This is a genomic window from Bartonella sp. SL317 (genome assembly GCF_059687655.1).
The window spans coordinates 2,058,633-2,072,693 of sequence record NZ_CM185144.1 but is presented as its reverse complement, the minus strand read 5'-3'; the positions used below and the strand labels follow the sequence as shown (position 1 = coordinate 2,072,693).

Genomic DNA, 14,061 nt, shown 5'->3' with positions numbered 1-14,061 from the left:
ATGACATATAGAGGTGCTCAAGGTCGGCTAAAAGGGCGCAAGCCTGTTGCTGTTATTGACATTGGCTCAAATTCTGTTCGACTGGTTATTTATGAGGGACTTGTTCGCTCACCAACGGTTTTGTTTAATGAAAAGGTTCTTTGTGGACTCGGTCATGGTGTGGCAAAAACGGGATTTTTAGAAGAAAATTCGGTGAAAATGGCATTGCAAACACTAGAACGTTTTCGTACGCTTTGTCGACAGATTGGGGCCGATAAGGTCTATACTTTAGCAACGGCAGCAGCACGAGATGCAAAAAATGGATTAGAATTTATTCAAAGTGCTGAAAATGTTTTACAAAATAAAATATATCTTCTTTCAGGAAGTGAAGAAGCGATGTATTCGGCCTATGGAGTTGTCTCTACTTTTTATCAACCAAAAGGCCTTTCTGGGGATCTTGGTGGTGGAAGTCTCGAGTTAATTGATATTGATCATTCTGATGTCGGTGAAGGGATAACGCTTCCATTAGGTGGTTTACGGCTACATTATATGTCGAATAATGATAGTAGTGTGGCCGCAAAAATTGTGCATGAGCAATTTTATAAATCTTCTGTTGCACGTACGCGTAAAGGTCGGGCACGTTATTTTTATGCCGTAGGGGGGACATGGCGTAATTTGGCAAAACTCCATATGGCAATGAAACACTATCGGCTCCCTGTTATGCATGGCTATGAAGTTGATGCCTTGGAAATGGAGAACTTTTTGCGTCTTGTCGCAAGTGGCGACATTGATAATATGAAAGGGATTGCAGCGGTTTCACAAAATCGTCGGAAACTTTTATCCTATGGGGCAATTGTCCTTATCGAACTTATTCAGTGTATGGAGTTTGAAAAAATAATCTTTTCTGGCGCTGGCGTTCGTGAAGGTTTTCTTTATTCACGTTTGTCCCAGGCAATTCAATCTTCAGACCCTCTCATTGCGGCGTGCACAGAAATGGCTATTTTACGGGCGCGCTCACCAAAACAGGCAGAAGAACTTATTGACTTTACAACGAAAGCTTTTGAAGCTTTTGGCATTTCAGAAACTGAAAATGAATGTCGTTATCGCCAAGCGGCTTGTCTTCTTGCCGATATTGGTTGGCGTATACACCCAGATTATCGAGGCAATGAGGCGGCAAATCAGATAGCATTAGGATCTTATCCAGGAATTTCTCACGAGGGGCGTCTTTATGCGGCACTTGCTGTTTTTTTTCGTAATACGAGTTTACTGGTTGATAAAGAATCTCTACCCATTTTTCAATTAGCAACGCAAAATATCATTGAGAAAGCACGTATTCTTGGTGAAACCATGCGTATTGCTCATCTTTTTAGCGCTTCTGTTGCAGGAATATTGCCTCATTTATTGTGGCATAAAAAAGTAGACCATATTGTTTTGAAGATCCCGAAAAATTACGCTGGCTTATTGGGAGAACGTCCTCTTGGACGATTAAAGAAGTTATCAAAAATCATAAAACAACCTCTTGCTTTTGAAATTTCTTGATTTTTCCTTTTAATTCATTCACCTTTTATCTCTAAAAGCTTAAGTATTTTAGTTTCTATACTCGTTCATTTTTAATGATTATATTGCAATTTTGATAAGTATTTTTTTCTTTCAGACACTTTATATGAATATGAAAAGTTGTCTGTTCGTCTCACACTTTTTTATGGATGGCTTATAAGCGCATACCTATTGATCTTGATAAGAAGCGTAATAAATTTTTAAAAATGAGAATGTTTTTAAATTTACTCAGAGTTTTTTTTCTATATTATTTCAAATAAAACGAGTTTAATGGGGAGAGGTTTTAAAACTTTTCTTTTTTGATTTTCCATTCATTTTGACACAAAATACCCCCCCTTGAGAGACTCTATGGAAATTTCAGAATATTAAAAATATGAATTAAAGCTGTTTTGTACTTATTTTTCCATCGTTAAAGTAAAATCCTATCTGGCCCTTTAGCAGTTGTTCAGCTTTTTGACCAAATATTTCATAGCGCCAGCCATTCATAGCGGGAATATTTTTCTTTATTCCTCCATTAGCAATTTTTTCTAAATCATTAGATGTTGCAATCATTTTAGGAGCAATGCTGTTTTCGTTTGCAACAAGTTTTAAGAGTACTCTGAGCAGATCAATAGCCGCAGCTGTTGTATCATTGAGTGGGTTATGTTTAGGAATAGGGGGTAAAGTAGAAAGATCGACCTCTAAGCCTTCGTGGACAGCCTTGATTAATGAGGATGCAATTGAACGTTTATCCCAATTCTTATTAAGACTGCGCAACCGTTTTAACGCAGCTTCATCTTTTGGTTGTTGGGTTGCTATTTCAATAAGACATTCATCTTTCATGATATGGCGACGGGGCATATTGTGTTTTCGTGCTTCACGTTCACGCCACGCTGCTATCTTTTGTAATACAGCCAGTTCACGCGGTTTTTTAACTTTTCCTTTCACTTTTTTCCATGCTTCATCTTCTGGCATATCATAGGTTTTAGGATTTAAAAGGATTTTTATTTCGTCATCCATCCAGTGAACACGTTGATCTTTTTCTAACCTTTTTTTCAAGAGGAGATAAACATCTCTTAGATAAGTGACATCAGCAAGGGCATAGAGCAGTTGTTTTTCAGACAGCGGGCGACAGCTCCAATCTGTAAAACGGGAGGATTTATCAAGATGATGCCCTGTGCAGCGTTGTACAATTTGATCATAGGAGATAGAATCACCAAATCCGCAAATTGATCCTGCTACTTGTGTGTCAAAGAGAGGAGAAGGAATAACGCCTCCAAGATAATAAATTGTTTCAATATCTTGGCGAGCAGAGTGAAAAACTTTGACAATTTTTTTATCGATCATAAGATCAAAAAACGGTTGTAAATCAATATCTGGTGCTATGGGATCAATCAGAACGGTAACGTCTGGTGATGCAAGCTGGATTAAACACAGTTGAGGCCAAAAAGTTGTTTCGCGGATAAACTCAGTATCGACAGTTACAAAATCAGAGGTGCTGAGAGCGTTAAGTGCAATTTCAAGATCTGTTGTTTGTGTAATAAGATTCATCATTCTACTATATTCGATAAATTGAATTTTGTTCTTTATATTGACTTTATTTTCGCGTTTTTATTCTTAATATCTTGACAAATGGTGATTAAAAAGCGTTTGTAGCGCATGTGAATATTATAATCAAAGGCAAAAAACATGCACCGTTATCGCAGTCATCATTGTGCGGCTCTTCGTAGATGTGATGTAGGAACACAAGTTCGTCTTTCGGGATGGGTTCATCGTGTTCGTGATCATGGAGGAATTCTTTTTGTGGATTTGCGTGATCATTTTGGAATCACACAAATTGTTGCGGACCCTGCTTCACCAGCTTTTAAAATTATTGAACAAGTGCGTTCTGAATGGGTTATTCGCGTGGATGGAGAGGTGTGTGCACGTTCTGATGAGGTTATTAATGCAACACTTCCAACAGGTGAGATTGAAATTTTTGCACAAGAGGTCGAAATTCTTTCAAAATCTGAAGAGCTTCCTTTACCGGTTTTTGGTGAGCCTGATTATCCAGAAGATATTCGATTAAAATATCGTTTTCTTGATTTGCGTCGGGAAACTATGCACAAAAATATTATGCGTCGGACTGAAATTATTGCGGCTATGAGACGGGCTATGCAAAATAATGGTTTTACGGAATTTACAACACCGCTTTTGACAGCCTCATCACCAGAAGGGGCGCGTGATTTTTTGGTTCCAAGTCGTATCCATCAAGGCAAATTTTATGCACTACCGCAAGCCCCACAGCAATATAAACAGTTGTTGATGATGTCAGGTTTTGATCGTTATTTTCAAATTGCGCCATGTTTTAGAGATGAAGATCCGCGAGCAGACCGTTTTGCTGGTGAGTTTTATCAATTAGATGTTGAAATGAGTTTTGTTGAACAAGAAGATGTTTTAGCAACGATGGAACCCATTATGCGTTCTATTTTTGAAGAATTTGCAGATGGAAAAAAGGTAACACAAAACTTTCCTCGCATTCCTTATGATGAAGCAATGCGTAAATACGGTTCTGATAAACCTGATTTACGCAATCCGATCATTATGGAGGATGTTTCTCAGCATTTTTGTGATTCCGGTTTCAAAGTTTTTGCTCAGATTTTAGCAAATGATAAGAATGCGCAAGTGTGGGCTATTCCGGCTAAAACGGGTGGAAGCCGTGCTTTTTGTGATCGTATGAATGGGTGGGCACAAGGTGAGGGGCAACCAGGGCTCGGTTATATTTTCTGGCGTGAAGAAGAAGGAAAGTTTGAAGGAGCGGGGCCTATTGCCAAAAATATCGGTGAGCAGAGAACTGAAGAAATTCGTATACAACTTGGCCTTGAAAGTGGTGATGCTTGTTTTTTTGTCGCAGGAGACCCGAAAAAATTTGCATCTTTTGCTGGAGCAGCCCGTATACGGATAGGGGAAGAATTAGACCTTGTCGATAGAGAGAGTTTTTCTTTAGCGTGGATTGTTGATTTTCCATTTTTTGAATGGAATGAAGATGAAAAAAAGATTGATTTTTCCCATAATCCTTTTTCCATGCCGCAAGGAGGGGAAAATGCTCTTGAGTGTCAAGATCCTCTTACGCTTAAAGCTTTTCAGTATGATCTTGTTTGTAATGGTTATGAGATTGCATCTGGTGGAATTCGTAATCACTTACCAGAAATGATGCTTAAAGTTTTTGAACTTGTAGGGCTTTCTAAGGAAGTTGTAGAAGATCGTTTTGGTGGTCTTTATCGCGCATTCCATTATGGGGCTCCACCCCATGGTGGTATGGCTGCGGGAATTGACCGCATCATTATGCTATTGCAGGGTGTTAAAAATTTACGTGAAGTTGCTTTATTTCCTATGAATCAACAGGCGCTTGATCTTTTGATGAGTGCGCCGTCTGATGTTTCGTCTACACAATTACATGATTTAGGAATTCGCATTGCTCCTCCTCAAAAAAATAATTCATAAAATTGATTAATGAATTGTTATAGTCCCTTTTTCGTAGTGTGAGTTTTGATTCTTCTCTTTGATGATTCTCAAGAGTGTAGATGCTTTTTATGGATTTAGAGAGGAAAAAAGAATGCTATTATGTTGATTTTTCATGAAGCGTGGTTTCTAAAAAAATGCCTCTCAATGCAGTTGCTCTCATTTTACGATGTTTACTCGTGAAGGATATAACTTAACCCGTGACTGCTATAAGAGCCATTATTTAGTATAATCTTTATTAAATAAAGGGTAAGCCATCATTCTGCCTTCTAGGTTTTAATGTTTTTGAAAATTTTTGTATGCAAATGGTTTCAGTATTTTTATTTCTTGCTTGGATAGTCGCTCTTATCTTTTGATAAGCAAGAAAACGATAATGATTGAGTTATCATGAATAAATTGGAAATGAAAAAACTTTATAATACTTAGAAGTCTCGTTTAAATTATAAAATATCTTTATATATCAATATATTAGTTATAGTTTATTAAAGTTTTTACAATGTCATAAAAGAAAAAATGTCTTTTCGTTTTTATGGGAATAATGCACTTTTTCATCCTATAGATTCAATTTTGGAAAGACGAGGAAAATTTATTTCATATCGCTTTAAAAAGTTATGTCATGCTTGCATTTTTCTTAGATATATCAACTAAATAATGGCATTTTTTTAGATTTTTATTTATTTTGAAATGCTTTTTTCTTTCTTTAACAATGAAAATATTTTATTTCTATCCCTTAAAGAGGATATTGAAAGAAGCTTTTGATAATGTATTAAATGTTTTCATATATCGTTTAGGAAAAGGAGAAAAACATGTATAAGTTTTTCAAATTGATATAATTTTCTGTTCATGTTTTAATTGCAATGTTTATTTTTATATCGTTGACTTTTAATAAAAAATTAAACTCATAAAAGTTTTCATGAAATAAATCCTACAAAATAACTTCTTATTATTGTGGGAATTGTTATTCTAATACTATGTCTGATAAAATGAATTTACCTTTTGATAAAGAACATATTGAACCAATAGAATTACGATCTGCTTTACAAGAACGTTATTTGGCTTATGCACTTTCTACGATTACGCATCGTGCATTGCCTGATGTGCGTGATGGATTGAAACCTGTGCATCGGCGGATTGTTCATGCGATGCGTCTTCTCAAACTGAACCCTGGACATTCTTATGCAAAATGTGCACGGATTGTCGGTGATGTCATGGGAAAGTTTCATCCTCATGGGGATTCATCTATTTATGATGCTTTGGTGCGTTTAGCTCAAAGTTTTGCGGTTCGTTATCCGTTGGTTGATGGACAAGGCAATTTTGGCAATATTGATGGTGATAATGCTGCGGCTATGCGTTATACGGAAGCACGCATGACTGAAGTAGCTGCATTGTTGCTTGAGGGAATTAATGAAAATGCTATTGATTTTCGTTTGACCTATAATGAAGAAGATGAAGAACCTGTTGTGCTACCAGGGGCTTTTCCTAATCTTTTAGCCAATGGTTCTTCAGGTATTGCTGTTGGTATGGCAACGTCTATTCCTCCTCACAATGTTGCTGAGCTCTGTGATGCGGCGCTGCATTTGATTGCAGACCCCGATACGCGTGATGAGGATTTAAATCAATTTGTGCTGGGACCTGATTTTCCAACCGGTGGTATTTTGGTTGAACCTAAAAAGAGTATTGAGGAATCTTATCGTATCGGGCGGGGTTTTTTTCGATTGCGTTCACGTTGGCATCAGGAAACTGGTAGCCGAGGTTCTTATGTGATTGTTGTGACTGAAATTCCCTACCAAGTTCAAAAGTCACGCCTTATTGAAAAAACGGCAGAATTGTTGCTTGCACGACGTTTACCAATGCTTGAGGATATTCAAGATGAATCAGCAGAAGATATCCGCATTGTGCTTGTTCCCAAAAATCGGTCGGTTGATTCTGAACTTCTTATGGAATCCCTTTTTAAATTGACTGATTTTGAAGTACGATTTCCTCTTAATCTTAATGTTTTATCTTTGGGAAAAATACCCAATGTTCTCTCGTTGCGAGAAAGTTTGCAGCAATGGCTTGAACATCGTCAAGAAGTGCTTATTCGACGTTCTCATTATCGGCTTGATCAAATTGATGCCCGATTGGAAATTCTTCATGGTTATCTTATTGCCTATTTGAATCTTGATGAGGTTATTCAGATTATTCGTGAAGAAGATGATCCGAAAAGCAAGCTGATTAATCGTTTTGAATTAACAGAAAATCAAGCGGAAGCTATTCTTAATATGCGTTTGCGTTCTTTACGAAAGCTTGAAGAATTTGAAATTCGTAAGGAATTTGAAGCGCTTAAGGGTGAAAAAGAAAAACTACAGAATTTGTTATCCTCTCCTACAAAACAATGGAAAATCATTTCAGAAGAGATCAAAAAAGTTCGAAATACATTTGGTCCTGAAACACTCTTGGGAAAAAGACGGACAACATTTGAAGAAGCACCAAGACATGATCTTGACGATATTCAACAAGCAATGATCGAAAAAGAACCGGTTACTATTGTTATTTCTGAAAAGGGGTGGATGCGTGCTTTGAAGGGGCATTTGAACGATTACAAAGTGCTATCTTTTAAAGAAGGAGATAGTTTAAAGTTAGCATTTCCAGCATTCACAACCGACAAGATTGTACTGATAAGTACTGGGGGAAAGTTTTTTGCACTTAGTGCAAATAGTTTGCCTGGAGGACGGGGACATGGTGAGCCTATTCGTCTTTTAGTGGATATGGATGATGAGCATGATATTCTTACGGCTTTTGTGCATCATGCAGAAGAAAAATTGCTCTTGGTTTCATCTTGCGGCAATGGCTTTATCGTTCCTACGGCAGAAGTGATTGCCAATACACGAAAAGGAAAGCAAGTGATGAATGTAAAATTTCCTGATGAGGTAAAGCTTTGTGTTCCGGTTAATGGTGATCATGTTGCTGTGGTTGGTAAAAACCGAAAAATGCTTATTTTTTCTATTGAACAAATACCAGAAATGAATCGTGGTAAAGGGGTTCGCCTACAACGTTACAAAGAGGGTGGTATTATTGATGCCAAGACCTTTAATTTATCAGAAGGCTTAAGTTGGCAAGATAGTGCTGAACGAGTCTTTAACCGTCAAGCGGATGATCTCATTGAATGGATGGGAACACGTGCGGGTGTCGGGCGTCTGGTTCCAAAAGGGTTTCCAAAATCAGGAAAATTTATCAATTAAAGGATAGAACGTTTTTATTCAAAATTTATAAAAGCATGAAATGTTATGTGTTTTTGTTATACGATAACTAATTGAGTTATAAGAATAATTCAATTATTATTTATATGAAATAAAATGCTTTATTCATGTTGAAATAAACAAAGTGACTTACTTGCACATCACAAGTAGGGTTAGTGTTTCGATAGCAAATTATAAAGAAATGAATTAAAAATACCTTTTATGCATTATTTCAAGTTTTAAGAACGATCATAGCAATAAAAACTGTAATAAAAACAAAGAGTTATTTGATTTATAAGTATAAGGATGATAGAATGGTTTTCATATATTTTATTATTTGACCATTATATTATTCATGAGGACTGTCATAAAATGATTTGATGCTTTTGTATGCCAAATAAGGGTAAGGGTATTGCGTATCTCTGTTTGTCTAATCTCTAAAACGGGGAGACAACCTAATTTGGGAAGAATATGAAAGCGTAATGGTAAAAAACAATGTCTATCTTTACCATAACCTTTTAATTCAGCTTTACGGCTTTCAAAAACATCCAGAGCAATATCTTTTAAATAATGGAGATTATGTATTGCCTCATGCTTTTGTTTATTGCGTTCTTAATATGGGAAAATTGGAGGGTGACAGTAGATTTTGTATTAAGTGGGAAGAGGTGGGATTAGATAGGAATACGTAATAATTTATTGTTTTTATATATAAAATTTATGCATTAACTGCGTATTTTGTCAAAATTAATTTTGAGCTCTGAAATTGCAAGAAATGGTAAAAATAGCAAAAATCGGAATTTGATGGTAAAAATGGGAAAGGTCTTTGAAGACCCTTTGAGAGCTCCTTAAAATTATTTTAAAGAAAATAAATTGGTACAAAACTTAAGTCAAAATATACAAAACCTGCTGGCCAGCTACAGTCATGCCCTTCTCAAAAAACAGAGAACCATAGGGTGCATCGTTCACACGCTTGTTTTAAAGAAACATCTCTCAAGACACCAATCCCATTTCGCAGCGATGCCTGTGAATAGTATAACGATAAATCTATTGAGCCCCTCATTCTTATGCTTGTGAAAGAGTAAGCCGGACAACATAACACTATTTGTTCACCCTAGAATGTTGCTCAGATTTTGTAACTGAAGACGGTTTATAAGAGGCATTTTTAGTTCTTTCTTGTACCGTTTTACTCACACACTAATCCCGTTTCTAACGTGCAGGTGAATGGTTTTTATTGATTCAATATAGAGAAATTTTAAATGAGAGAATCTTACGATATTCAGAGTTTTCATTCAACATGAATAACACTATATTATCATTATAAATCAATAACTTAATTCTTTAATAAGTGTATCTTTTAAAAAAATATATGGATGGATAATATAAGAGTATTCTATTTAAAAGCATACGATTTTGTGTAATAAGCATAGCTTTATTGATTAAGAAAATGGTACTAATCTTCTCTTAAGCATATTTATTCGTTAGGATTATGATGATATTGCCTAAAGAGATGACCACGTTCAGCCCATAAGACAAGAAGGATGGCAACAAGACTGAGAAAGAAAAATCCTGCTGAGTTTGGGATGGTTGTTTCATCAAATTGTTGAGCAATAAAAAAGCTCAATCCTGCACCGATAGAAGTCTGAAGAAAGCCAGATACAGAAGAAGCTGTACCAGCAATCTCGCCTACGGATTCGAGAGCGAGAGTATTGAAATTTGCCATAAGACCACCGCAGGCAAACATTAATATACAATATAATACCATATAAAAAGGAAAAGGAAGAATACCACCTGCTAAAATGGATCCAACAAACCAGAGACATGAAGTGGCACAAAAGAGTAAAAGCATAGTATGCGCAATACGTCGCATTCCAAGACGTCCGACAAATTTAGAATTCATGAATGATGCAAAAGCTTGAAATGCAGCCCCGATGGCAAATGCTATAGGAAACCAGAAACCTAAATTATAAATTCCTTCATAGGTTTGTTGTGATGTATTAACAGAAATAAAAATACAGCCTAAAATGATGGACGCTGCAAGTGTGTAGCAAAGTGTTGTACGATTTGTCACAACAACCCATAAATTATGTTTTATGGAAGAAAAAGAAAGAGGGCGTTGTTCGTGAAGTGTTTCAGGTAAGCGAAATAATATCCAAATTATTAACCCAAAACCAATCATCGCCATGAACACAAAAATAAATTGCCAGTGTCCGAGCAGTAAAATGATCTGGCCTGCTGCGGGGCCAACCATTGGGGCAACAAGAAAAACCATCATAACAATAGACATGACTTCTGCCATTTTTCGACCACTGTAGAGATCTCGTACGACAGAAACCGTAAGAACGCGCATAGCCGCGCCTCCAATACCTTGTAAAATACGCAAAACAAGTAAGAGAGAAAAATCAGTTACAAAGGCGCAGCCAATCGCCGTAAATGAATAAAAAGCAAGCCCGATAAGTATAAGCTTGCGTCGTCCATAGCGATCGCTTATTGGGCCAAAAAATATCTGGGCAATACCATAACTAATAAGATAACTCGAAATGATATAATGTTGATCATTTTGGTTGAGAACATTTAAGCCTTCCAAAATATTGGGCATAGCCGGTAACATAATGTCTACAGCTATAGCGTTAATAGCCATAAGTGAAGCAATAAGAATAACAAATTCTTTATAGCCAATTTTTTTCCTAATCGCATCACTGTGCGTTTGTTCATCAACTAAATACGACATACGGCATCCTTGAAATAAAGATTTCGTCTAAAAACAGTTCTTTTTTAGAGTCTGAATAAAATGAAAGATACCTATGATTGATTACAGGGAATATTTTTTTCTTTCAAAAGTTGTTGTAACTCATTGTTTTGAAACATTTCTTTAACAATATCACAGCCTCCTACGAATTCCCCTTTAATATAAAGCTGTGGAATCGTCGGCCAATTTGAGTAATCTTTGATTCCTTGACGCAACTCGTCAGAAGTCAAAATATTAATTCCTTTATAATCCAATCCTAAATAGTTGAGGATTTGAACAACTTGTCCTGAAAATCCGCATTGTGGAGCATCAGGCGTCCCTTTCATGAATAAAATGACGTCATTTGTTTTAATTTCGTTGTCAATAAAATCATGAACAGTGGTCATTTTTATCCCTCGATATCTCAGATTCGTAGTGTAATGATCTTCATACTATTTTTAATCGTATTGAACGAATGAATGCAAGAAGAAATTTAGTTTATTTGGGAATATTCGTTTGTAACATTAAGGCATGAAGATCATTTCCCATATTTCCTTTGAGGGCATCATAGACCATTTTATGTTGCTGAACACGCGTTTTACCACGAAAACTCTCAGAAATGACTTCTGCAGCATAATGTTCCCCATCTCCAGCAAGATCACGAATTGTTACAATAGCATCGGGAATACCTTCACGAATAAGAGTTTCAATTGCATGGGCACTCATTGCCATCATTATTCTCCTATGTTATTTATTTTTTTTGTAAGAGCTGTTTTAAAAGAATAGATTTTTACGCTTCACCCATAAATTGTGGAAACCAGTTCTCATAGGCTTGTGTAAGCTTGTCTATCGAAAGTGTGAATATCCCATCTATATCAAGCGAATCTCCTTCAACTTGGCCTAGCTCTATTAAAGAAACGTCATGGGTTTGTGCATGCTCTTTAAGACTGTTGAGTGCATCAGGTTTAACGGCTAAAAGATAACGTCCTTGGTCTTCTCCAAAAAGTTCCGCATGGTGGGGCGATTTATGGCTTAGTTTTGCCTTGATGCCTTTCCTTGCTTTAATGACCATTTCTGCGAGTGCAATTGCTAATCCCCCATCAGAAATATCATGAGCAGCATGAACAAAACCGCTATGAATGACATCTCGGACAAACTGACCATGCTTTTTCTCAAGTTGCAAATCAACGGGAGGAGGGGCACCAGCATCAATATTTAAAATGTCACGTGCATAGATTGATTGTCCTAAATGAGAGCCACAATTTCCCACTAAAATGAGACTATCTCCATTTTGCATACCACTTATTGTTACCATTTTAGACCAGTCACTCAGAAGGCCTACACCAGCAATTGTGGGAGTGGGAAGAATAGCTTCCCCATTTGTTTCATTATAAAGAGAAACATTGCCGGAAACGATAGGAAAGTCTAGGCTTCTGCAAGCTTCTCCGATGCCTTTAATTGCAAAAACCAGTTGTCCCATAATTTCAGGTTTCTCAGGATTCCCAAAATTGAGATTATCTGTCGCAGCCAGTGGTGTTGCTCCTGTCGCGCTAATATTTCTCCAGCATTCTGCGACAGCTTGCTTTCCTCCTTCATAAGGGTCTGCTTCACAATAGCGAGGTGTTACATCAGAAGAAAAAGCAAGAGCACGTTTACTCTGATTGTTGATACGGATAACGCCTGCATCACCTCCTGGACAAATAAGGCTATTTCCTTGGATAAGAGTATCATATTGTTCATAAACCCATCGCTTTGAACTTTGATCAGCAGAATTCAATAAGGACAAAAGTGCATCACCAAGATTCTCAATTTTTTTAAAGTCTTCTGCTTTTAGGACGGTTTTTTTTGCAGGTTCACTCCAAGGACGATCATAAACAGGGGCTTCATCACCAAGTTCTTTGATAGGAAGATTGACAACTTCTTCTCCTTGATGAAATACACGGAAACGTAAATCATCAGTTGTTTTTCCAATGATAGAAAAATGGAGTCCCCATTTATGAAAAATGGCTGCTGCTTGCTTTTCTAGCTCCGGTTTAAGAACCATGAGCATACGCTCTTGACTTTCAGAAAGCATCATTTCATAGGCTGTCATGTTTTCTTCACGAACAGGAACTGTATCGAGATTAAGCTGTATTCCTAAATTTCCTTTTGCACCCATTTCAACGGCAGAAGAGGTAAGTCCTGCAGCCCCCATATCTTGAATAGCAACAACAGCTCCAAGCTCCATGAGCTCCAAACAGGCTTCAAGAAGACATTTTTCTGTAAAAGGATCACCAACTTGAACAGTTGGACGTTTCTCACTAATTGAATCATCAAATTCAGCAGAAGCCATTGTGGCTCCACCGACACCATCACGCCCTGTTTTTGCACCAAGATAAACAACGGGAAGTCCTACACCTTGTGCTTTAGAATAAAAAAGAGCATCTGTCTTTGCAATACCGGCGACAAAAGCGTTAACTAGGATATTGCCATTATAACGCTCATCAAAATTAGTCTCTCCACCAACCGTTGGAACACCAAAAGAATTGCTGTAACCACCAATTCCAGAAACAACGCCAGCAACAAGATGGCGTGTGCGGGGATGTTGAGGGGCACCAAAACGCAATGCATTCATAGCAGCAACAGGACGGGCGCCCATTGTAAAGACATCACGTAAAATACCACCAACACCTGTTGCTGCTCCTTGATAAGGTTCAATATAAGAAGGATGGTTATGACTTTCCATTTTAAAAACAACACATTGACCCTCACCAATATCGACAACACCAGCATTTTCACCAGGTCCTTGAATGACGCACTTTCCTTCTGTTGGAAGAGTTCTGAGCCATTTTTTAGAGGATTTATAGGAGCAATGTTCGTTCCACATTGCAGAAAAAATTCCCAATTCAGTAAATGTTGGTTCTCGACCAATTAATGTTAGGATACGTTGATATTCATCCTCTTTTAGGCCGTGTTGTGCAATGAGCTCTGGGGTAATCGTGATGTTATTGCAAGGATTCATGAGTATTTATCCGTCAAATTAATCGAAATTTAGCATTTTAATTTTTTTAATCTAGCAGCTTAGATTATGGAAAACTACGTAGTTTAATAATAAAAATGTTC

General features: G+C 37.0%; 8 protein-coding genes and 1 pseudogene. 3 read left to right on the top strand and 6 right to left on the bottom strand.

The window, feature by feature from the left end; translation table 11 throughout:
- Positions 1–1,518, top strand: coding sequence for an exopolyphosphatase (gene ppx / locus AC6ER9_RS08730; protein ID WP_497074324.1), 1,518 nt, complete (start codon positions 1–3; stop codon positions 1,516–1,518).
- Between the two features lie 396 nt (positions 1,519–1,914).
- Here the strand turns inward: ppx and rnd are convergent, their stop codons facing one another.
- Positions 1,915–3,069 carry a ribonuclease D gene (gene rnd / locus AC6ER9_RS08725; protein WP_497074323.1) on the bottom strand — a complete coding sequence of 385 codons (1,155 nt, stop codon included), beginning with the start codon at positions 3,067–3,069 and terminating at the stop codon, positions 1,915–1,917.
- A gap of 135 nt (positions 3,070–3,204) precedes the next feature.
- Between rnd and aspS the strand changes: the two genes are divergently transcribed.
- Both aspS and parC read left to right on the top strand, forming a co-directional pair.
- A complete protein-coding gene (gene aspS, locus AC6ER9_RS08720; protein ID WP_497074322.1) occupies positions 3,205–4,998 on the top strand; it encodes an aspartate--tRNA ligase in 1,794 nt (597 codons plus the stop codon).
- A gap of 989 nt (positions 4,999–5,987) precedes the next feature.
- Complete coding sequence (parC, locus tag AC6ER9_RS08715) at positions 5,988–8,237, top strand: DNA topoisomerase IV subunit A (RefSeq protein ID WP_497074321.1); 2,250 nt, start codon at positions 5,988–5,990, stop codon at positions 8,235–8,237.
- 333 nt (positions 8,238–8,570) lie between these two features.
- Here the strand turns inward: parC and AC6ER9_RS08710 are convergent.
- The 5 genes and pseudogenes from AC6ER9_RS08710 to purL form a co-directional block, all read right to left on the bottom strand.
- Positions 8,571–8,846: pseudogene (locus AC6ER9_RS08710) on the bottom strand (integrase); the annotation flags it as partial.
- Between the two features lie 859 nt (positions 8,847–9,705).
- Positions 9,706–10,962, bottom strand: a complete 1,257-nt coding sequence (locus AC6ER9_RS08705; protein WP_497074320.1) for a multidrug effflux MFS transporter — start codon at positions 10,960–10,962, stop codon at positions 9,706–9,708.
- 71 nt (positions 10,963–11,033) lie between these two features.
- A complete protein-coding gene (gene grxD / locus AC6ER9_RS08700) occupies positions 11,034–11,366 on the bottom strand; it encodes a Grx4 family monothiol glutaredoxin (protein ID WP_497074319.1) in 333 nt (110 codons plus the stop codon).
- Positions 11,367–11,457: 91 nt separating this feature from the next.
- Positions 11,458–11,691, bottom strand: coding sequence for a BolA/IbaG family iron-sulfur metabolism protein (locus AC6ER9_RS08695; protein WP_497075343.1), 234 nt, complete (start codon positions 11,689–11,691; stop codon positions 11,458–11,460).
- Positions 11,692–11,749: 58 nt separating this feature from the next.
- Positions 11,750–13,960: a phosphoribosylformylglycinamidine synthase subunit PurL gene (purL, locus tag AC6ER9_RS08690; RefSeq protein WP_497074318.1), complete on the bottom strand. Its 2,211-nt coding sequence runs from the start codon at positions 13,958–13,960 to the stop codon at positions 11,750–11,752.
- Positions 13,961–14,061: the final 101 nt, after the last annotated feature.

Coding starts and splice junctions, on each gene's coding strand:
- ppx (WP_497074324.1), top strand. CDS start 1: ATGACATATAGAGGTGCTCAAGGTCGGCTAAAAGGGCGCAAGCCTGTT.
- rnd (WP_497074323.1), bottom strand. CDS start 3,069: ATGATGAATCTTATTACACAAACAACAGATCTTGAAATTGCACTTAAC.
- aspS (WP_497074322.1), top strand. CDS start 3,205: ATGCACCGTTATCGCAGTCATCATTGTGCGGCTCTTCGTAGATGTGAT.
- parC (WP_497074321.1), top strand. CDS start 5,988: ATGTCTGATAAAATGAATTTACCTTTTGATAAAGAACATATTGAACCA.
- AC6ER9_RS08705 (WP_497074320.1), bottom strand. CDS start 10,962: ATGTCGTATTTAGTTGATGAACAAACGCACAGTGATGCGATTAGGAAA.
- grxD (WP_497074319.1), bottom strand. CDS start 11,366: ATGACCACTGTTCATGATTTTATTGACAACGAAATTAAAACAAATGAC.
- AC6ER9_RS08695 (WP_497075343.1), bottom strand. CDS start 11,691: ATGGCAATGAGTGCCCATGCAATTGAAACTCTTATTCGTGAAGGTATT.
- purL (WP_497074318.1), bottom strand. CDS start 13,960: ATGAATCCTTGCAATAACATCACGATTACCCCAGAGCTCATTGCACAA.